The organism is Delftia sp. NA_296.1, assembly GCF_052692095.1.
The window spans coordinates 214,206-234,034 of the sequence record NZ_JBQZGF010000008.1; the positions used below are offsets into that span (position 1 = coordinate 214,206).

Annotated in this window: 17 protein-coding genes; 9 read left to right on the forward strand and 8 right to left on the reverse strand. The window is 68.6% G+C overall.

Features of this window, described 5'->3' with window-relative positions:
- The first annotated feature begins 75 nt into the window (after positions 1-75).
- The 4 genes from ACUTR7_RS20430 to ACUTR7_RS20445 all read left to right on the forward strand — a co-directional run bounded on the left by ACUTR7_RS20430 (position 76) and on the right by ACUTR7_RS20445 (position 4,942).
- Positions 76-1,752, forward strand: a complete 1,677-nt coding sequence (locus tag ACUTR7_RS20430; protein WP_445609687.1) for a VRR-NUC domain-containing protein — start codon at positions 76-78, stop codon at positions 1,750-1,752.
- Complete coding sequence (locus tag ACUTR7_RS20435; protein WP_445609688.1) at positions 1,749-4,076, forward strand: helicase C-terminal domain-containing protein; 2,328 nt, start codon at positions 1,749-1,751, stop codon at positions 4,074-4,076. Before ACUTR7_RS20430 ends, ACUTR7_RS20435 begins: the two co-directional genes overlap by 4 nt.
- Before the next feature lie 56 nt (positions 4,077-4,132).
- Positions 4,133-4,486, forward strand: a complete 354-nt coding sequence (locus ACUTR7_RS20440; protein ID WP_445609689.1) for an energy transducer TonB — start codon at positions 4,133-4,135, stop codon at positions 4,484-4,486.
- Between the two features lie 66 nt (positions 4,487-4,552).
- On the forward strand, positions 4,553-4,942 hold the full coding sequence (locus ACUTR7_RS20445) for a VOC family protein (RefSeq protein ID WP_063328445.1): 390 nt from the start codon (positions 4,553-4,555) through the stop codon (positions 4,940-4,942).
- A gap of 24 nt (positions 4,943-4,966) precedes the next feature.
- On the opposite strand, the gene ACUTR7_RS20450 is transcribed toward ACUTR7_RS20445, so the two are convergent.
- Positions 4,967-6,751, reverse strand: coding sequence for a monovalent cation:proton antiporter-2 (CPA2) family protein (locus tag ACUTR7_RS20450; RefSeq protein ID WP_043824352.1), 1,785 nt, complete (start codon positions 6,749-6,751; stop codon positions 4,967-4,969).
- A gap of 157 nt (positions 6,752-6,908) precedes the next feature.
- On the opposite strand from ACUTR7_RS20450, the gene ACUTR7_RS20455 reads away from it, so the two are divergent.
- From ACUTR7_RS20455 to ACUTR7_RS20470, 4 genes are all read left to right on the forward strand, one after another.
- Positions 6,909-7,769 carry an ABC transporter ATP-binding protein gene (locus tag ACUTR7_RS20455; protein WP_445609690.1) on the forward strand — a complete coding sequence of 287 codons (861 nt, stop codon included), beginning with the start codon at positions 6,909-6,911 and terminating at the stop codon, positions 7,767-7,769.
- A gap of 5 nt (positions 7,770-7,774) precedes the next feature.
- Positions 7,775-8,644 carry an ABC transporter permease gene (locus ACUTR7_RS20460; protein ID WP_445609691.1) on the forward strand — a complete coding sequence of 290 codons (870 nt, stop codon included), beginning with the start codon at positions 7,775-7,777 and terminating at the stop codon, positions 8,642-8,644.
- A 5-nt stretch (positions 8,645-8,649) separates the two neighbouring features.
- Positions 8,650-9,465, forward strand: a complete 816-nt coding sequence (locus tag ACUTR7_RS20465; RefSeq protein ID WP_043796569.1) for an ABC transporter permease — start codon at positions 8,650-8,652, stop codon at positions 9,463-9,465.
- 234 nt (positions 9,466-9,699) lie between these two features.
- The gene (locus tag ACUTR7_RS20470) at positions 9,700-10,170 is read left to right on the forward strand and encodes a RidA family protein (protein WP_445609692.1); all 471 of its coding nucleotides are present in this window, start codon (positions 9,700-9,702) and stop codon (positions 10,168-10,170) included.
- 23 nt (positions 10,171-10,193) lie between these two features.
- Here ACUTR7_RS20470 and ACUTR7_RS20475 read toward each other — a convergent pair whose 3' ends face one another.
- The 7 genes from ACUTR7_RS20475 to ACUTR7_RS20505 form a co-directional block, all read right to left on the reverse strand.
- Entirely contained in the window at positions 10,194-10,403 is a 210-nt protein-coding gene (locus ACUTR7_RS20475; protein WP_445609693.1) for an oxidoreductase-like domain-containing protein, read from the reverse strand.
- Between the two features lie 97 nt (positions 10,404-10,500).
- Positions 10,501-14,763: an IPTL-CTERM sorting domain-containing protein gene (locus ACUTR7_RS20480; RefSeq protein ID WP_445609694.1), complete on the reverse strand. Its 4,263-nt coding sequence runs from the start codon at positions 14,761-14,763 to the stop codon at positions 10,501-10,503.
- Positions 14,764-14,792: 29 nt separating this feature from the next.
- Complete coding sequence (locus ACUTR7_RS20485) at positions 14,793-15,335, reverse strand: phage tail protein (RefSeq protein ID WP_445609695.1); 543 nt, start codon at positions 15,333-15,335, stop codon at positions 14,793-14,795.
- 28 nt (positions 15,336-15,363) lie between these two features.
- The gene (locus tag ACUTR7_RS20490) at positions 15,364-15,864 is read right to left on the reverse strand and encodes a phage tail protein (protein ID WP_445609696.1); all 501 of its coding nucleotides are present in this window, start codon (positions 15,862-15,864) and stop codon (positions 15,364-15,366) included.
- A 12-nt stretch (positions 15,865-15,876) separates the two neighbouring features.
- Positions 15,877-16,398, reverse strand: coding sequence for a phage tail protein (locus ACUTR7_RS20495; RefSeq protein WP_099752664.1), 522 nt, complete (start codon positions 16,396-16,398; stop codon positions 15,877-15,879).
- Entirely contained in the window at positions 16,395-17,237 is an 843-nt protein-coding gene (locus tag ACUTR7_RS20500) for a GNAT family N-acetyltransferase (RefSeq protein ID WP_445609697.1), read from the reverse strand. The genes ACUTR7_RS20495 and ACUTR7_RS20500 overlap by 4 nt, the downstream gene beginning before the upstream one ends.
- A 292-nt stretch (positions 17,238-17,529) precedes the next feature.
- Entirely contained in the window at positions 17,530-18,450 is a 921-nt protein-coding gene (locus ACUTR7_RS20505) for a LysR family transcriptional regulator (protein WP_319076460.1), read from the reverse strand.
- An 83-nt stretch (positions 18,451-18,533) separates the two neighbouring features.
- Here ACUTR7_RS20505 and ACUTR7_RS20510 point away from each other — a divergent pair, with 83 nt between their 5' ends.
- Positions 18,534-19,775, forward strand: coding sequence for an alpha-hydroxy acid oxidase (locus tag ACUTR7_RS20510; RefSeq protein ID WP_445609698.1), 1,242 nt, complete (start codon positions 18,534-18,536; stop codon positions 19,773-19,775).
- The last annotated feature ends 54 nt before the right edge of the window (positions 19,776-19,829 follow it).

A 19,829-nucleotide genomic window follows, 5' to 3' on the forward strand; every position in this document is an offset into this window, starting at 1 on the left:
CACTACCGGGTTTGATATGATGACTGTATAAAGATACAGTTTTCGAGCGGCCTGGCTGCCCGATCTGCCAGGCCCATGCTCCCTCCCCACCGCTTCTACTACCTGCACAACTTCCAGCGCGCGCTGGACTGGATTGGCCAGCGTTACGGCGATCTGCTGGACGCGCCCGAGCAGGCATTCCTCACCCGGTTCATACAGCTGCCCCAGCCCTCGCAGGCGCTGATGGTGCGTTTGCTGATGCGGCGCGGGCCGTGGTTTCGGGCCGGCAAGCTGGTGTACGAAGAGATTCCCGGAATTGCCGAGGCAGCCGCGCCCCTGCTGGAGCTGGGCTGGCTGGACGCGGGCCACCCCATGGCGCTGGAGGAGCTGTTTGCGCTGCACACCAAGCCCGAGCTGCTGCAGCTGTTCGCCGGCGCACCCATTCACTCAGGCCTGCGCAAGGCCGAGCTTTTGCAGGCCCTGCAGCCCCTGCATGAGGCGCCCAGGCCCTATGCGCAATGGCAGCCCCAGGGCGTCGGAGCCGGCGAAGCCGCCTGGCGCGTGATGGTGGGCGCGCTGTGCGAGCGCTTTCGGCTGATGTTCTTCGGCAATCTCTACCAGGACTGGTCGGAATTCGTGCTGGCCGACCTGGGCGTGTTCCGCTACGAGGCCGTGGCCTTCGATGCGGCGTCGCGGGCCTTCCAGTCGCGTGCCGATGTCGATGGCTACCTGGCCCTGCAGGCCTTCCGCGCGGCGCTGGATGAGGGCGTGGAGATCGATGCGCTGCTGCAGCAGGTGGCCTGCTGCGCCAGCGGCAATGCCTGGCTGGAGCAGCGCCGCGCCAAGGTGCTGCTGCGCATAGGCCAGGCCTGCGAGCGCATGCAGGACTGGGAGCGTGCCGAGCAGGCCTATGCGCAAAGCCGCTACCCCGGCGCCCGCCACCGGCGCATGCGCGTGTACGAGCGCATGGAGCGCTTTGCCGATGCCATGGCGCTGGCCCAGGCCGCCCAGGCCCAGCCCGAGAGCGACGAGGAGCTGCAGCGCGTGGCGCGCATGCTGCCGCGCCTGCGCCGCAGCCTGGGGCAGGGCGCACGCGGGCGTGCGGCGGCGCTGGCGCCCGTGGTGGCGCAGATGCGCATGGACGTGGAGCTGGAGCTGCCGGCGCGGCCCGCATCGGTCGAATACGTACTGCGCGACCATTGGCACAGCGACGCCGCGCCGGTGTTCTATGTGGAGAACGCGCTCATCAACTCGCTGTTCGGCCTACTGTGCTGGCCGGCCATCTTCGCGCCGCTGCCGGGAGCCTTCTTCCACCCCTTCCAGAGCGGCCCGGCCGACCTGTCCGCGCCCGACTTCGTGCAGCGCCGCGCAGCCTTGTTCGAGGAATGCCTGGCGCATCTGGACGATGGCAGCTGGCGCGAGGTCATCGTGCAGCGCCATGCCGACAAGCAGGGCCTGCAGTCGCCCTTCGTGTTCTGGGGTACGCTGAGCGCGCCGCTGCTGGCGCTGGCGCTGGACTGCATTCCGGCCGCCCACCTCAAGCTGTTCTTTGCGCGGTTGCTGCGCGACGTGCAGGCCAACCGCACGGGCTTTCCCGATCTGGTGCGTTTCTGGCCGGCCGAGCGCCGCTACGAACTGGTCGAGGCCAAGGCCCCCGGCGACAAGCTGCAGGACAACCAGATCCGCTGGCTGCAGTACTGTGCCGAGCACGGCATTCCCGTGCGCGTGTGCCATGTCCAGTGGCGCGGCCAGCCGCTGGGAGAGGCCGCGTGAGCTACACCGTGGCCGTGCGCGCGCTGTGCGAGTTCACGGCACGCGCTGGCGACCTGGACCTGCGCTTCACACCCGCGCCCAGCGCGCTGGAGGGCATGGCCGGCCACAGCCTGGTGCAGTCGCGCAGGGGCAAGGACTACGAGACCGAGATCAGCCTGGCCGGCGAATACGGCGACCTGCGCGTGCGCGGCCGCGCAGACGGCTTCGACGCCGGGGCTGGCCAGCTCGAGGAAATCAAGACCTACCGCGGCCAGATCGAGGGCGTGCGCGCCCACCACCGCGCCCTGCACTGGGCCCAGGCGCGCATCTACGCCCATCTGCTGTGCCAGGCGCGCGGCCTGCAGCGGCTGCGCGTGGCCCTGGTGTATTTCAACGTGGGCAACTCGGAGGAAACCGTGCTGGTGCAGGAGGAAGACGCGGCCACGCTGCGCGCCTTCTTCGAGCAGCAATGCGCGCTGTTCCTGGACTGGGCGCGCAGCGAGGCCGCCCACCGCGCGGCGCGCGAGGCGGCGCTGGCCGCGCTGCGCTTTCCCATGCAGGGCTTTCGCGCGGGCCAGCGCGAGCTGGCCGTGGCCGTCTACCGCGTGGCGCGCGCGCAGCAGGGCGGCCAGTGCCTGATGGCGCAGGCGCCCACGGGCATCGGCAAGACGCTGGGCACCATCTTCCCCATGCTCAAGGCCATGCCGGACCAGGGCCTGGACCGGCTGTTCTTCCTCACGGCTAAGGGCACGGGCCATGGCCTGGCGCTGCAGGCGCTGGCCAGCGTAAACCGGCAGATCGCCGAGCAGCACCAGCCACCGCCGCAGGAACCGCTCGCGCCGACTGCTCGGTTGCGCGTGCTCGCCATCCTGGCGCGCGACAAGGCCTGCGAGCATCCCGACAAGGCCTGCCACGGCGACTCCTGCCCGCTGGCGCGCGGCTTCTTTGACCGGCTGCCCGCCGCGCGCGCCGCCGCGCTGCAGCAGGCACCCTGGGACCCGCCTGCCGTGCGTGCCGTGGCGCTTGCGCACGACATCTGCCCCTACTACCTGTCCCAGGAACTGGTGCGCTGGAGCGACGTGGTCGTGGCCGACTACCACTACTTCTACGACAGCGCCGCCATGCTGTACGCGCTCACCCAGGCCCAGCAATGGAAGGTGGGCGTGCTGGTGGACGAGGCCCACAACCTGCTCGAGCGCGCGCGCCGCATGTACACGGCCGAGCTGTCGCAGTTCGCCCTGGCTGCCGCCCGCAAGTCGGCCACCGGTGCCGTGCGCAAGGCGCTGGACCGGCTCAGCCGCAGCTGGAGTGCGCTGAACAAGGAGCAGACCGCCAGCTACCAGGCCCATGAGGAGGTGCCCGCAGGCCTGCTGGGCGCCGTGCAGCGCGCCGTGGCGGCCATCGCCGACGCCAATGCCGACAGCCCCATGCTGCCCGGCGACCCGGTGCTGGACTTCTACTGGGAGGCGCTGCAGTTCATGGCGCTGGCCGAGCAGTTCGGCGGCCATGCGCTGTTCGATGTCCACCTGCTGCCCGGGCGCTCAGGCCCCCATCGCGCGCCGGCCTCCACGCTGTGCATACGCTGCGTGGTGCCCGCGCCCCACCTGGCGGCACGCCATGCGGCGGCCCATGCCTCGGTGCTGTTCTCGGGCACGCTGAGCCCGCCGCACTTCTACCGCGACATCCTGGGCCTGCCCGAAGGCACGCACTGGCTGGAGGCCGACTCGCCCTTCCAGGCCGACCAGCTCGATGTGCAGGTGGCCGGCCACATCTCCACGCGCTACCGGGACCGCGACCGTTCGCTGCGGCCCATCGCCGACCTCGTGGCCGCGCAGTACGCGCGCCGGCCCGGCAACTACCTGTGCTTTTTCAGCAGCTTCGACTACCTGCAGCGCGTGGCCGAATGCCTGCAGCGCGCCCATCCCGATCTGCCCGTCTGGCTGCAGACCCCGTCCATGGACGAAGAAGGTCGCGCGGCCTTCCTGGCCCGCTTCACTGAAGCCGGTCAGGGCGTGGGCTTTGCCGTGCTGGGCGGGGCGTTCTCCGAGGGCGTAGACCTGCCCGGCGAGCGCCTCATCGGCGCCTTCGTGGCCACGCTGGGCCTGCCCCAGGTCAATCCCGTGAACGAAGAGATGAAGCGCGCCATGGATCGCCAGTTCGGCGCGGACAAGGGCTATGACTACAGCTATCTCTACCCAGGCCTGCGCAAGGTGGTCCAGGCCGCAGGCCGCGTCATCCGCAGCGAGCACGACCGCGGCGTGGTCTTTCTCATCGACGACCGCTATCGGCGCGGCGAGGTGCAGGCGCTGCTGCCGCGCTGGTGGCGGGTGGAGGGCATGCGATGATCCGGGCCCGCACCAGTCCACGACTGACATCCCGCCCCCATCCAGGAGCCTTCCGAATGTCCCGCATGCGCTGCGCCATCCTTGCATTGACCCTGGGCCTGCTGGCCGGCGGCCCGGCTGCGGCAGGCGTGGTGCAGCCTGTGCCCGACAGCCAGGCCAGCGAGAACAAGATGCCGGCCTATCCCAAGGAAGCCAGGCGGCTGGAGCAGGAAGGCAAGGTGGTGCTGCGGGTTCTGGTGGGCGCCAGCGGAAAGGCACTGGCCGTGGATGTGGCAGACAGCAGCGGCTATCCTCTGCTCGACCAGGAGGCGCTGGACGCCGTGCGGACGTGGCGCTTTGCCCCCGGCACGCGCGACGGCGTGCCGGACAGCATGTGGACGCGCGTGCCCGTCACCTTCCTGCTGAAATAGCGGCATGCCAGTGGTGGCAGGTTTGTACCCGGTGCGTGCCCTGCGCAGCGACACAAGGAGCATTCCATGAAGATCGTCATCACCAGCGTGCTCGTCGATGACCAGGACAAGGCCCTGGCCTTCTACCGCGACGTGCTCGGCTTCGTCCTCAAGCACGACATTCCCATGGGCGGCGATGCGCGCTGGCTCACCCTGACATCGCCCGGCGATGCCGATGGCGTGGAGCTGCTGCTCGAACCCGACATGCACCCGGCCGCAAGGCCGTTCAAGACCGCCCTGCATGCCGACGGCGTGCCGGCCACCTTCTTCGGCGTGGACGACGTGCAGGCCGAGTACGAGCGTCTGAGCGCGGCCGGCGTGTGCTTCACCAAGCCGCCGACGCATCTGGGGCCGGTCACGATTGCGGTGTTCGACGACACCTGCGGCAATCTCATACAGATCAACCAGCGGCATTGAGCGGGGCCTGCGGCCCTTGCGCGCTCAGTCCCTGGCGGTGGGCTTGTCGTGCCGGGGCGGATCGATGCGCTCGATGTTCCCCAGCAGCAGTGCGCGCCCCGCAAAGTTGCCGCCGGCGGTCTCCAGCGCAAAGCGCTCGGTGTCGCGGCCGCGCACTTCGGCCTCCAGCGTCTGGGCCTCGTCCTCGGTGGCGCCCAGGGCCAGCACGGCGTGGCGGCCCATGAGCAGGGCGGACTCGAAGCTTTCGCGCACGACATGGTCGGCGTCCTTCTGGATGAGCTCCAGCGCGTGCTCGCGGTCATAGGCGCGCACGATGAGGCGGGCGTGCGGGCATTCGTGGCGCACGTTCTCCACGATGCGCGTGGCGGCGGCCTTGCTGTCCACGCAGACCAGGATGGCGCTGGCATGGCTGGCGCCGGCCGCATGCAGGATGTCGGCGCGCGCGCCGTCGCCGAAGTAGACCTTGAAGCCGTAGGGCTCGGCGTTGCGGATCACGTCGGGGTCGTTGTCGATGATGGACAGCTTGGCGCCACGGGCCAGCGGACCCTGGCTGGCGATCTGGCCTACGCGGCCGAAGCCGATGACCAGCACGTTGCCGCGCAGGTCCTGCGGCGCCTCCACGCCGTCCAGCGACACGGCCTCGGCGCCTGCCAGGCGCTTGTGCAGAACCACCACCAGCGGCGTGATGGCCATGGACAGCACGACGATGGCCGTCATGTTGGCATGCACCTCGGGGTCGAGCACGCCGAGCTTGAGCGCCTCGGCAAACAGCACGAAGGCGAACTCCCCGCCCTGGGCCATGAGGATGGCGCGGTCCAGCGCATCGGCATGGCTGCTGCGTGCCACGCGGGCCACGGCATAGATGCACAGCGCCTTGCCCAGCATCAGCGCCACCACGCCCATGCCCACGATGCGCCAGTTCAGCGCCACCACCTCCAGGTTCAGCGCCATGCCCACGCCCAGGAAGAACAGGCCCAGCAGCAGGCCGCGGAAGGGCTCCACATCGGCCTCCAGCTGGTGGCGGAACGAGGATTCGGACAGCAGAACGCCCGCCACGAAGGCGCCCATGGCCATGGACAGGCCGCCCATCTCCATCAGCAAGGCGGCGCCCAGGACCACCAGCAGCGCGGCGGCCGTCATCACCTCGCGCGCCTTGGCCTTGGCCAGGATGCGGAACAGCGGGTTCAGCAGCCACAGGCCCGCGCCCACCAGCGCGCCCAGCGACAGCAGGGCCACGCCCGCGCGTTGCCACAGGGGTGAGGTGGCCACGGGAGCCGCATCGGCAGGCGCCAGAAAGGCCACCACGGCCAGCAGCGGCACGATGAGCAGGTCCTCGAACAGCAGGATGGAGACGATGCGCTGGCCGCGCGGCGCCAGGATGTCGCCACGCTCGGCCAGCACCTGCATGACGATGGCCGTGGAGGTCAGCACAAAGCCCGCCCCGCTCACGAACGCCACCTGCCAGGGAAAACCGAAGGCCATGCCCACGCCCGTGAGCAGCAGCGCGCACACCACCACCTGCAGGCTGCCCAGCCCGAAGATCTGGCCGCGCAAATCCCACAGGTGCGAAGGCTTCATCTCCAGCCCGATGACGAAGAGGAACATCACCACGCCCAGCTCGGCCACGTGCAGGATGGTCTGCGCGTCCGTCACCAGGCCCAGCCCGTAGGGGCCTATGGCCAGCCCGGCCGCCAGGTAGCCGAGCACGGCGCCCAGGCCCAGCCGCTTGAACAGCGGCACGGCCACCACGGCGGCCCCCAGCAGCGTGACGATTCCTACGAGCTGGCTTGCATTGCCTTCAGCTGCCATGTTGTGTTTCCTTTGTGCGTGCGTGCGTGCGTGCGTGCGTGCGTGCGGCAAGGCGGATTTCCATCCGCGAATTTGCGCGCAGGATAGCAAAGCCCGGTCCTGTGTAGAATCGCGCCCCCTCTGTGCCCCCTCTGCGCTCACCTCACCGCCCAGCGCCATGCCCCAGATCCTCGTCCACGACCTCCGCAAGACCTACCGCATCCATGAACGCGACCCCGGCGTGATGGGCGCGCTGCGCGCGCTGGTGCGTCCGCGCCATCGCACGGTGCAGGCGCTGGATGGCGTGTCGTTCGCACTGGAGCGTGGTGAGCTGCTGGGCTTCATCGGCCCCAACGGCGCGGGCAAGTCCACCACCATCAAGATCCTGTCGGGCATCCTGCGGCCCGATGGCGGGCGCGTGGAGGTGGACGGGCGCGACCCCTTCGCCGACCGCCAGCGCCATGTGGGCCGCATCGGCGTGGTCTTCGGGCAGCGCTCGCAGCTGTGGTGGGACCTGCCCGTGGGCGACGGCTTCAACCTGCTGCGCGACCTGTACCGTGTCGATCCGCTGCGCTTTGCGCGCACCCGCGACGAGCTGGTGGCCATGCTGAACCTGGAGCGGCTGCTGGACCAGCCCGTGCGCCAGCTGTCCCTGGGCCAGCGCATGCGCGCCGAGATTGCGGCGGCCCTGCTGCACGAGCCCGAGATCCTGTTCCTGGACGAGCCCACCATCGGCCTGGACGCACCCTCCAAGCTGGCCGTGCGCGAGTTCGTCCTGCGCGCCAACCGCGAGCGCGGCACCACGGTGCTGCTGACCACGCATGACATGCACGACATCGAGGCGCTGGCGCGGCGCGTCATCGTCATCGGCCATGGCCGCATGCTGGCCGACTGCGCGGTCGATGCGCTGCGGGCCCAGGTGGTGGCGGCGCAGCGCGATGGCATGGGTGAAGGCCAAGGCGAGGGCGAGGGGCAGGACATGGCCATCGAGGCCGTGATCGCCCGCTTCTACGCCATGCATGGTGCCTCGGAGGTCTGAGCGCCATGGGATCGCACCAGCGCCTGCACCGCATGCACCGCCTGCAACACCTGCTGCGCCCCTATAAGGCCGCCTTCGCCTCGCGCTTTCTGCTGATGCTGCAGTACCGCACGGCCGCCTACGCGGGCTTTGCCACGCAGTGCTGGTGGGGCGCCATCAAGACCATGGTGCTGGCGGCGTTCTACGGCAGCGCCTCGGCATCGGCCGGCGCGCCCATCTCGCTGGAGCACGCCATCACCTACACCTGGCTGGCGCAGGGCCTGTTCGCGCTGCTGCCCTGGAGCGGCGACCCCGACGTGGCCCTGGCCGTGCGCACGGGCGCCGTTGCCTATGACCGGCTGCGGCCCGTGGATGCCTATGCGCTGTGGTTCGTGCGCTCGGCTGGCTGGATCGCCGCGCGCGTGCTGCCGCGCGTGGCGCTGATGGTGGCGTTTGCAGGGCTGGCCCTGCCGCTGATGGGGCTGGGCGCCTGGGGCTGGCAGCCGCCGGCCGGCTGGGCCGCAGGCCTGGGCTTTGCCGCGTCCATGCTGCTGGCGCTGCTGCTGTCCACGGCACTGGTCATGCTGCTGAACGTTGCCGCCGCCGCCGCGCTCAATGAAAAAGGCATCAACACGCTGGCCGCGCCCGTGGTCATCGTGCTGTCGGGCAACCTGCTGCCGCTGGCGCTGATGCCCGACGCCTGGCAGACCGCGCTGCTGCTGCAGCCGCTGGCCGGCGTGATGGACATCCCCGCGCGCATCTATTTCGGCCAGATGGCCGGTGCGCAGATGCTGGCCTGCCTGGCGCTGCAAGCCCTGTGGATTGCCGTGATCGTGGCCCTGGGCCGCGTGGCCATGGCGCGCACCATGCGCGGCCTCGAAGTGCAGGGCGGGTGAGCGCCATGGCCAAGCAGAAAGGATCGCTGTCCATGTTCCTGCGCCTGGCGCTGGCCTCGCTGGGCGGGCAGGCGCGCTACCCGGCCTCGGCGCTGATGCTGACCCTGGGCCAGTTCCTGGTCACGGGCATCGAGGTCATCGCCGTCTGGGCGCTGTTCCACCGCTTTGGCGAGGTGCAGGGCTGGCGCATCGGCGAAGTGGCCGTGTTCTATGGCCTGGTGAACTGCATGTTCGCCCTGGCCGATGCGCTGGGCCGGGGCTTCGACGTGCTGGGCACGCAGTTCCTGCGCACCGGCGCCTTCGATCGCCTGCTGCTGCGCCCGCGCCCCGTGTGGCTGCAGCTCATGGGCCATGACGTGCGCATCAGCCGCCTGGGCCGCCTGCTGCAGGGCCTGCTGGTGCTGGGCTTTGCCACGGCCCAGGGCGCCGTGGTGTGGACGCCCCAGGCCGTCGCCGTGGCGCTGTTCGCCGTGGCGGGCGGCGTGGCGCTGTTCCTGGGCATCCTGGTGCTGCAGGGTGCGCTCTCGTTCTGGACCGTGGAAAGCCTGGAAGCCGCCAATGTGCTGAGCTACGGCAGCGTCGAGGCCGCCCAGTACCCGCTGGCCCTGTACGCGCAGTGGTTCCGCCGCCTGCTGACCTTCGCCGTGCCGCTGGCCTGCGTGGCCTACTACCCGGCGCTGGCCGTGCTGGGCAAGCCCGACCCGCTGGGCGCACCGGCCTGGCTGGGCTGGGTCTCGCCGCTGGCCGGCTTTGCCTTCCTCTGGCTGGCCTCGGGCGCCTGGCGCATGGGGGTGAGGCATTACGCGTCCACGGGCAGTTGAAGCCGCCGCAGGCGCCGGTGCACCACAGGCTCTAGAGCGTGTTATGCACTTTTAAGTACCCGCGTTGGTTCTGCGCGCTGGTGATCGCAAGGCGCAGTGCGCCGCCAAGGCTCATGCCTTGACAAGCGCTGCAACGCCGCGAGCGCCTGCGCGCAGAGCCAACCCTTCGGGAAAGCCGGGAAAGTGCATAACACGCTCTAGACTGCGCGCTTGCCTTACTCCGGACACCAGACCATGACAGCAGATGAACGCTTCGCCCAGGCCGCCCTTGAGCTCGGCCACCGCTTCGATGGCGAGATCAAGATAGGCGGCAACTACAGCCCCGTCGTGCGCGACGGCCAGCAGCTGTTCGTCAGCGGGCAGATTCCCCGCGTGGGCGATGAAGTGCTCTATGTGGGGACGGTCGGCGGCGGGATCGACCTGGCATCGGCCAGAACGGCCGCCGCCATCTGCGCCATGCGGGCCCTGGCCTTCGTGCAGCGCGCGGTCGGCTCGCTCGATGCCGTGCGCGCCGTTGCACGCATCACCGTCTATGTGCGCTCGGCGCCCGATTTCACCCAGCAAAGCGAGGTGGCCGATGGCGCCTCCGACCTCATCGCCCGGGTGCTGGGCCCCGTGGGTGCCCACACGCGCACTTCGGTGGGCGTGCTGCAGCTGCCCAAGGGCGCGGCCGTGGAGCTGGACCTGATCGCCCGCGTGGACTGATCGCGCTACCCCTATCCGTATTCCTATTCCTGGCCCGCCGGCATTTCGTTGCGCGCCTTCCAGGCCCGCAGCGCCTGGCGGTACTCGTCCATGGCCAGGTCATAGCTGTCGAAAATGCAGGGGTCGCAGCCATTGCCGCAGCAGGCGTCCAGGTCGGGCTGCTCGGGCGGCTGGGGCATGGGGTCGGCGGAGGCGGCGGGATCTGCGGAAACGGGAATCGGCGCGGTGGTCATGGGGGCGATTGTCTCGCGCCACGGGGCTTTCTGTAGAGCACCAAAAGCAAACCCGCGCTGCCGACATGCAGCAGCGCGGGTTGCTTGTTGACGCGTCTTAACGTCCGGTACGCTGCCTGCGCGCCATGCCCATGAAGCCGGCTGCTCCCGCCATCAGCGACAGCAGCAGCAGGCCCCAGCGGTCCAGCGTGGGAATGCTCTGTGCCGATGGGGGAGCCGGCACGGCCAGGATCACGGGGTCCACGAACTCGCCGTTGACCGTCTTGTCGTCATCGCGCAGGCCGCCGTCCACGATGGTGTAGCTGACCTGGTTGCCACTGATGGTGGGCGTGAAGGGCTGCCACTTGGGCGTTGCGGTGGCGTCGTACTTCATCAGCTGCGCGTTGGCGGGCACGGGGGACGTGAAGGTGAGGGTCACGGTCAGCGTGCTGCTGGGGGCGCACTGCTTGGCCGTGAAGTCCACGGCGGCCTGCGGGTAGGCAAAGGCCGCCGGCAGCGGGCCCAGCGAGCCGGCCACGGCAGAAGGCGAGGTGAAGCTGGCCGCAGTCAGCGTGCAGGTGGGGCTGCTGTTGGCAATGCCCAGATCCACACCCGAGCCCGAGGCGCTTTGCCTGGCCTCGCGCGTCACCGTCACCACATAGGTTTTCTTGGTCGTGCCGTCCTGCGCCGTGACTTCGATGGACACGGTATTGCTGCCCACATTCAGCGCCACCGGGGTGGAGGCCGCTGCGCCGTTGACCAGGATCGTGGCGCCCGCATCGGCTGCGGTGGCCGTCACCGTGACGGTGCTGCTGGTGTTGGGCACGGTGGCCGTGTAGGCCAGGGTGCCTGCACCAAAGCCCGGTGCGAGCGTGCCGCTGCTCAGTGCCAGGGCGCTGAGGTCGGCGTTGGTGGAGTTCACCACCAGGGTGTAGCTGGTGCTGCCCGAGGTGAACGGAGCACCCGTGCCCGTGGAGGAGTCCGTGGCCGTGATGGTGAAGGTGAAGCTTCCCGCCGCGGTGGGCGTGCCGCCCAGAACACCGGTGCTGGCGTTGAACGTCATTCCGGTCGGCAGCGTGCCGCTGCTGGCGTAGGTGTAGGGCGCCGTGCCTCCGCTGGCAGTGAAGGTCTGCCCTGCATAGGCCGTGTTCAGCCTGGCAGCCGGCAGCGTGGAAGCTGCAGGCGTCAGCACCACCGTGGCTGCCGCCACGCTGCCACTGTAGGTGCGCTGGCCGCTGATGCTGCTGCTGTCGGTCGCCTGCACCGTGAAGCTGAAGGCCCCGGCCGCCGTGGGCGTGCCGCTGATCACCCCGGCGGACGACAGCGACAGGCCTGTGGGCAGCGTGCTGCCGCCGGCCATTGCAAAGGTGTAGGGCGTTGCGCCGCCGCTGGCGGTCAGGGTCTCGCTGAACGAGACGCCTACCTTGGGCGTGCCGGCCAGCGTCGCGGGCGTCACCGTGATGGCCACATAGGTGAACTGGCCTGCCGCGCCGGTGGCGCTGGTGCCGCCGGTCGTTGTGACGCGCACATCGACCGTGCCCGCCGATCCTGCAGGCGCGGTGGCCGTGATCTGCGTGGCGCTGTTGACCGTGAAGCCCGTGGCGGCCGTGCCGCCGAAGGTCACGGCCGTGGCGCCGGTGAAGTTCGTGCCGGTCAGGGTGACCGTGGTGCCACCAATCGAAGAACCGCTTGCGGGCGAGACGGAAGTCACCGTGGGCGCGGGCACATAGGTGAACTGGTCGGCCGCACTGGTGGCGCTGGTGCCGCCCACTGTGGTGATGCGCACGTCTACCGTGCCCGTGCCGGCAGGCGCTGTGGCCGTGATCTGCGTGGCGCTGTTGACCGTGAAGCCCGTGGCGGCCGTGGCGCCGAAGGTCACGGCCGTGGCGCCGCCCAGGTTGGTGCCGGTCAGGGTCACCGTGGTGCCGCCCGCTTGTGGGCCGCTGGTGGGCGAGATGGACGTCACCGTGGGCGCAGGCACATAGGTGAACTGGTCGGCCGCGCTGGTGGCGCTGGTACCGCCCGCGGTGGTGATGCGCACATCTACCGTGCCCGTGCCGGCAGGCGATGTGGCCGTGATCTGCGTGGCGCTGTTGACCGTGAAGCCCGTGGCGGCCGTGGCGCCGAAGGTCACGGCCGTGGCGCCGCCCAGGTTGGTGCCGGTAAGAACCACCGTGGTGCCGCCTGCCTGCGGGCCGCTGGTGGGCGAGATGGAGGTCACCGTGGGCGTGGCCACGTAGGTGAACTGGTCTGCCGCGCCGGTGGCGCTGGTGCCGCCAGTCGTGGTGACGCGCACATCGACCGTGCCCGGCGACCCTGCAGGCGCGGTGGCCGTGATCTGCGTGGCGCTGTTGACCGTGAAGCCCGCGGCGGCCGTGGCGCCGAAGGTTACGGCCGTGGCGCCGGAGAGGTTGGTGCCGGTGATGACCACGGAGGTTCCTCCTGCGGCTGGCCCTGCCGTGGGCGAGACGGAAGTCACCGTGGGCGCGGCCACATAGGTGAACTGGTCGGCCGCACTGGTGGCGCTGGTGCCGCCCACTGTGGTGACCCGCACGTCGATCGTGCCCGCTGCGTGGGCAGGCGCGGTGGCCGTGATCTGCGTGGCGCTGTTGACCGTGAAGCCTGTGGCGGCCGTGGCGCCGAAGGTCACGGCAGTGGTGCCGGAGAAGTTGGTGCCGGTGATGGTCACCGTGGTGCCCCCACTGGTCGGGCCGCTGGTGGGCGAGATGGAAGTCACCGTGGGTGCTGACACATAGGTGAACTGATCGGCTGCGCTGGTGGCGCTGGTGCCGCCCACCGTGGTCACCGTCACATCGACCGTGCCGGCGCTGCCCGCGGGCGCGGTGGCTGTGATCTGGGTGTTGCTGTTGATGGTGTAGGTGGCGGTCGTGGCGCCGAAGCGCACGGCGCCGGTGCCAGGTGCTGCGGCGAAACCGGTACCGGTGATGGTCACCGTGGTGCCGCCGCCGGTGGGACCTGCCGTGGGCGAGATGGAGGTGACCGACGGTGCCGCCACATAGGTGAACTGGTCGGCGGCACTGGCGGGACTGGTGCCGACGGAGTTGCTGACGCGGATGTCCACCGTGCCCGTTCCGGGTGGCGCCGTGGCCGTGATGCTGGTGGCGCTGTTGACCGTGAAGCCGGTCGCTGCCGAGGCGCCGAAGTTCACGCCCGTGGTGCCGATGAAGTTCGTGCCCGTGATGGTGACCGCCGTGCCGCCCGTCTGAGGGCCTGCCGTGGGCGCGATGCTGGTGATCGTGGGCGTTGCCAGGTAGCTGAATTGATCGGCCCCGCTGATGGCGCTGGTGCCGCCCGTCGTTGTGACGCGCACATCGACCGTGCCTGTACCCGCAGGCGAGGTGGCGGTGATCTGGGTGGCGCTGTTGACGACATAGCTGGCGGTTGTCGCGCCGAATAGCACGGCGGTGGCGCCGGACAGGTTGGTGCCGGTGATGACCACGCTGGTGCCGCCAGCCTGCGGGCCAAAGTTGGGCGAGACGGAGGTCACCGTAGGCGCGGGCAGATAGGTGAACTGATTGGCTGCGGCAGTGACGCTGGTGCCGCCTGCCGTCGTGACGGTCACGTTTACCGTGCCTGATCCTGCCGGTGCCGTGGCCGTGATCTGGGTGGCGCTGTCGACCGTGAAGCTGGTCGCCGGCGTGCCGCCGAAGCTCACTGCGGTCACGATGGAACTGCCGATCACGTTGGTGAAGTTGGCACCCGTGATGACCACGGAGGTACCGCCGGCGGCCAGGCCGGAGGTGGGCGCAAGCCCAGTGGCCGTGGGCGTGGCTGGGGGGAAGGGATCAACGGCCAGATCGTCGAAGGCGAAGTTGCCGCCTTCGCCAACCGTGGCGTCGTTGGATACCCGTACTTCGTCCACATCCGCCAGCGCGCTCAGATCGATAGGGACGAATTGCTGGGTCATGGCCGTCGTCTTGGTGACGATCACGATGGCACCGGACACGGGGCTGCCGCCGCGATAGCCCGCGAGTGTGAACTGGCTCATGGAGCCGTAGGCATGGATGCGCACCTGTGCAAGGCTGAAGCGGTCCGTGCCATTGGCCGCCTTGATGATGGCGTTGCCGTCAAGTGTGGCGGAGGTGATGGCGTCGCCGGACGTGATGATTCCCGGGCTGCCCGTCTGCAGGTCCGCTTCAGCGAAATAGGACCACTGGCCGGTGAAGCGAAGCCCGTTGTAGTCCGGGGCAACATCCAAGAAGGCGCTAGGCGCGGCTCCGGTCCCGAAGTCGATGATGCCCGAGGTCACTGCGGCATAGGCCGGAGCCGCCAGTGCCATCACCAACCCGATGAACCACGCAAACCACATGGACAGCATGCGTGAAGCGGACTTGGGCCTGGGGGTGTGGTTGGTGGGCATGGCGGGCAATGGCTGGAGGTGGAAGAACGTCAGGGCCTGACGGGGAATTCGCCGTACAGGCAGATGCAGAAATTCAGCGCCAGCACGGGTTGCATATTGCTGTGGGCCTGGTTGCCGCCGACGGGCAGCAGCGCTGTGGGCGCCATGGCCGAAGTGGCAGCTCCCGCTGCATAGGTGGGCCTGGCGCTGCCCCGGGGCGGTACGCCTTGCATGCCCTGCGCCAGCAAGTTGCCGCTGGGGATGGCCGCTGTGGCGCCGGCGCCCTGGGCGCTGATGCCGTGGCTGTGCGCCGGTATCTGCGCAAGGGTCAGCGTTTCGGTGGCTGTGCCCAGGGTTTCACCGATGTTGCGGGAGCTCAGTCCAGGTCCCGTGCCGGCGCCCATGGCGGCTCTGCCCTGCAGATTGGGCAGCATGAAGTTGGTGGTTCCGTTACCGCCGAACTGGTTTCCGATGACCGAAAAAAGCGCTGCATTCTGCTGTACCTGTATGGTCTGGCCTGCGCAAAAGGCCCAGTTGACAGGAGCGAAGGAGAAGCCGAATGCGCGGACCTCGCCGTAGAAGGGATCTGCCATATGGATGTTTCCTTGGGGGGAGGCTTGTTCAGTTGCGGGGCGGGAAGATCCCGGAGCTGGCGATGCACCAGTTGATGACCAGCGAGGGCTGCATGTTCTGGTGAGGCTGGCTGCCGCCGCTGGTGCTCACGGCGGGGGCAGCCATGAAGGAATTGGTGGGCGCGCCATAGGCAGACAGGCCATTGGCGGCCTCGGCCATCACATTGCCGCCGGGGACATTGGTGGTGGCCACTGCGGCGCTGGACAGCAGCTGGTGGGTGTGCAGGGGCATCTGGCTGGGCGTCAGCGTGACGTTTTCCGTACCGTCGATCAAGCCGAGCACAACGCCGCCACCGTATCCAATGGGCGCGCGACCACGCAGATCGGGCAGGCCGAAGTTCGTCGAGCCATTGCCGCCGTATTGGGTGCCCAGCAGCGCAAACAAGGCCTGGTTCGTATTGATCGGCAGAATCGCTCCGTTGCACAGCAGCCAGCCCCTTGGGACCTGGCCAAAGGCGAATGCGCGGATCTCTCCGAGAAAGGGTTCCATGAAATGCTCCTGCTATGTGAAGCTGGGGAAGATGCCGAAGAGGCAGATGATGTAGCTCAGCACCAGGCTGGGCATGACGTTGTTGTGCGGCTGCCCGCCGCCGACGATCTGCACCGAGCTGGGTCCCAGGGTGGCGGCAGTCGTGGCAGGTGAGGGGGCGTAGAGGTTGAACCCCGTGACGGCTGCCGGTACCTGCTGTTGTGGCTTGCTGGTGCTGGCGGCGCCGGCCGCCGAGAACGGGTGGGTGTGCCCGGGCAACTGGTTGATGTTCAGCGTTACGTCTTCCGCACCCATCTGCTGGCCCAGAACGCGGTTGCTCCCGCCCGGCAACTGGCCTTGACCAATAGGAAGTCGGCCCTGCAGGTTGGGCAGTGCGAAGTTGGTGACGCCGTCGCCGCCATAGGTGGTACCCAGCAGCGCGAAGAGTGTGTCGTTCTCGCTGATGGCAATCAGCCTGCCGTCGCACAATGCCCAGTTCTGGGGGGCAAAGTTGCCCGCAAAAAGACGGATTTCTCCAATATATGCCTCGCTCATGGCGTCTCCTCCTCCTTGATTGACGTGTTCATGCGTGTGATGAGTGCCTGGTAGCTGGTTTGCCCCGGCTCCGCATCCACGACGGGCCCCAGGAACAGAGCAAAGCGTCCCAGGCGTTCGTGGGAAAGAAGGTAGGTGTCGTGGGTCGGGCGGCCGATGTCAGGCCCCTTGAAGCGCAGCGAGCAGCGCGAGGCCAGCAATCCCTGCGTGACCGTGGCCTTTTCCAGGCGCAGCGCCACGGGCGCGGCACCGGGGAGCTGCAAAGCGAAATCGGTGCCGACCAGGCCGGTGAAATCCTCAAGGCCGGGCATGCGCGCAGGCTGCGGCGCGCGGCGCATATACCAGTACACGCCGCGATCGGCCTCGGTGGCAAAGCCCAGGCGCTGGTAGTGACCGAGGATGGGGTTGTTCTTCTCCACATGCAGGCCCAGGTCAATGCCCAGGGCATCTGACTCATCCGTCAAAGCCTGCAGCAACTGCCGCCCCACGCCCTGGCGACGGTGCCTGGGAAGCAGGGCGATATCCACCACGCGGATTTCCTGCGGGCTGCGGTCCACATACAGCCGGCCCGCTATCTCGCCATCGCGCAGCACCAGATCGAAACTGGGGTTGGCGTAGGCCGTCGAATACTGGGTGTGCTGCGCCATGAACTGCTGGCGAATGAAGGCATTCCATTGCTCCTCGGGCCAGCCGAATTGTTCGCGCTCCTGCTCGCGTGTGGAGGCGAAGATGGCCAGGAGAGCGGCTTCGTCGCCGGAACCAATGGGTTGAAGCGCCAGCGCACCGCAGGATTCGGGGTGAGGGCTGCGGAGACTGGTATTTGCAGGCGCAGTGCTCATGAATGGAAATCGACTGGAGCCGCAGGAGTTCCAGTCGTGAATAATTGAAAAGAGTTGTTAAATCATAGGCAGTTTTTGCAAAGGATTGTCAAATTTCTTTGAGAAAGGATTTTCAGTATGCCAAGAAATTCATGCGAAAGATGAGTGTTCCCATAGGGAAGGAACTGAATCGATTGATATTTGAAATTGACAATGCCCTATCAATGCATTGATGAGTGTTTATTGTTGATATTGATTGTTCATTCAAATACTACAGGATTGCCATTTTGAATATCCCTGAAATCAGTGATATTCAACTCAAACAGCGCGGCGCCGGGAAATCGATCACGCTGCGGATGATCTCGCGCATTTCCGTGATCAGCGGCCGGGCATCGTCGCGGCGCCATTGCACGGTGTAGGTCAGCGGGGCCAGCGCGCTGTGCTTTGCGGCCTCGGCGCTGCCGTCCAGCACGCGCAGGCGGCCGCGTTGCTGCAGGGCCAGTGCCCATTGCTCGGGCATGTAGGTGAAGCCCAGGCCGTCCACCACCATGCCCACCACGGCGCCCCAGCTGTTGCAGGAAAGGCGCCGCTCCACGGCCAGGCCGTGGCGGCCCAGCCAGTCGTCCAGCGTGCGCGTGGCGCCCGAGCCGGTGGGCAGGGCGATCAGCAGTTGCTCGCGCACCAGGCGCCGGGGCAGGCCGGTGCCGGCGCGGGCGATGAAGTCGTCGCTGGCGGCCCAGACAAAGCGCACCTGGGCGACCTGCTCGAAGGCCAGGCTGCTGCGCGAGGACGGCCCGGCAATGACCACGCAGTCCAGCTCGCCATCGACGATGCGCTGCTCCAGCACCTGGCCGATGTCGGTGTGGGGCTCCAGCTGCAGGTCGGGATGCAGCTCGGCCACCCGCTGCACCAGCCGGGGCAGCCAGGTCAGGCCGCTGAGCTCGCCAAAGCCGATGCGGCAGCGGCCCTGCAGGCCCACGCTGCGGCCCGCCGCCTCGCGCAGCTGGGCGGCGCCGTGCAGCAGCTCGCGGATGCGCGGCAGCAGCTGCTCGCCCTGGGGCGTGAGTTCGGCGGCGCGGCCGCTGCGGTCGAACAGCTGCACGCCCAGCGAGGCCTCCAGCTCCGCAATGCGCTTGGACAGCGATGAGACCGACAGGTGCACGCGGTCGGCGGCCACGGTGAAGTTCAGGCAGGTGGCGGCCCAGTAGAAGGCTTCGAGCTGTTTGAGGGTCATGGCGACATTCTTCCAAAATCGAAATATCGATTCCTATTTATTTCGCTTTTCTTTGCAGGTTGGCCCTTCTACATTGGCCGGCAATGCCTGCCAACACCGTCCCCTCCACCACCGCCACCGCTTCCGCAGCTGCTGCACCAGCCCCTGCCCGGCCGCCGCGTCGCCTGCGCCAGGTGCTGTCGCTCGATGATTTCGAGCGGCTGGCGCGGCGGCACCTGCCGCGCCCCATCCATGCCTACATCAGCGGGGCGGTGGAGGACAACGCCTCGCTGGCGGACAACCGCCGCGCCTTTGCCGAGCTGGCCTTCGTGCCGCGCGCGCTGGTGGGCGTGGCACAGCGCGACCCCTCCTTCGAGCTGTTCGGGCGCCGCTACGGCGCGCCGTTCGGCGTGGCGCCCATGGGCATTGCCGCGCTGTCGGCCTACCGGGGCGATCTGGTGCTGGCCCAGGCCGCACAGCAGGCGGGCGTGCCGGCCATCATGAGCGGCTCCTCGCTGATCCGGCTGGAGGAGGTGATGGCGGCCGCGCCCCACACCTGGTTCCAGGCCTACCTGCCGGGCGACCAGGGCCAGATCGATGCGCTGCTGGACCGCGTGGCCGCCGCCGGCGTGCAGACCCTGGTGATCACGGTGGACACGCCCGTGGCCGCCAACCGCGAGAACAATGTGCGCGCCGGTTTCTCCACGCCGCTGCGGCCCGGGCCGGGCCTGGCCTGGCAGGGCATCAGCCACCCGCGCTGGCTGTTCGGCAGCTTTCTCAAGACCCTGTGGCGCCACGGCATGCCGCATTTCGAGAACAACTATGCGCACCGGGGCGCGCCCATCCTGTCGGCCAGCGTGATGCGCGATTTCTCGGACCGCTCCCACCTGGCCTGGCCGCATCTGGCCGCCATCCGCCAGCGCTGGCAGGGGCAGCTCGTGGTCAAGGGCATTCTTTCGGCCGCAGACGCCGTGCTGGCGCGCGATCACGGCGCCGACGGCCTCATCGTCTCCAACCACGGCGGGCGCCAGCTCGACGGCTCCGTGGCACCGCTGCGCGTGCTGCCCGGCATCGTGCGCGCCGTGCCCGGCCTGCCCGTGATGCTGGACAGCGGCGTGCGCCGGGGCACCGACGTGCTCAAGGCCCTGGCCCTGGGCGCGCGCTGCGTCTTCGTGGGCCGGCCCTTCAACTACGCGGCCTCGGTGGCCGGACCTGCGGGCGTGACCCACGCCATGGCCCTGCTGCGCGAGGAGGTGCTGCGCGACATGGCCATGCTGGGCGCCACGCGCCTGGACCAGATCACGCCGGCCTGCGTGCGCCATGCGCAGGCCTGGGATGCGTTCTGAGCGGCAAGACAACGGTATCGGCACAGACAACAGACACAGACACAGACGGAGACA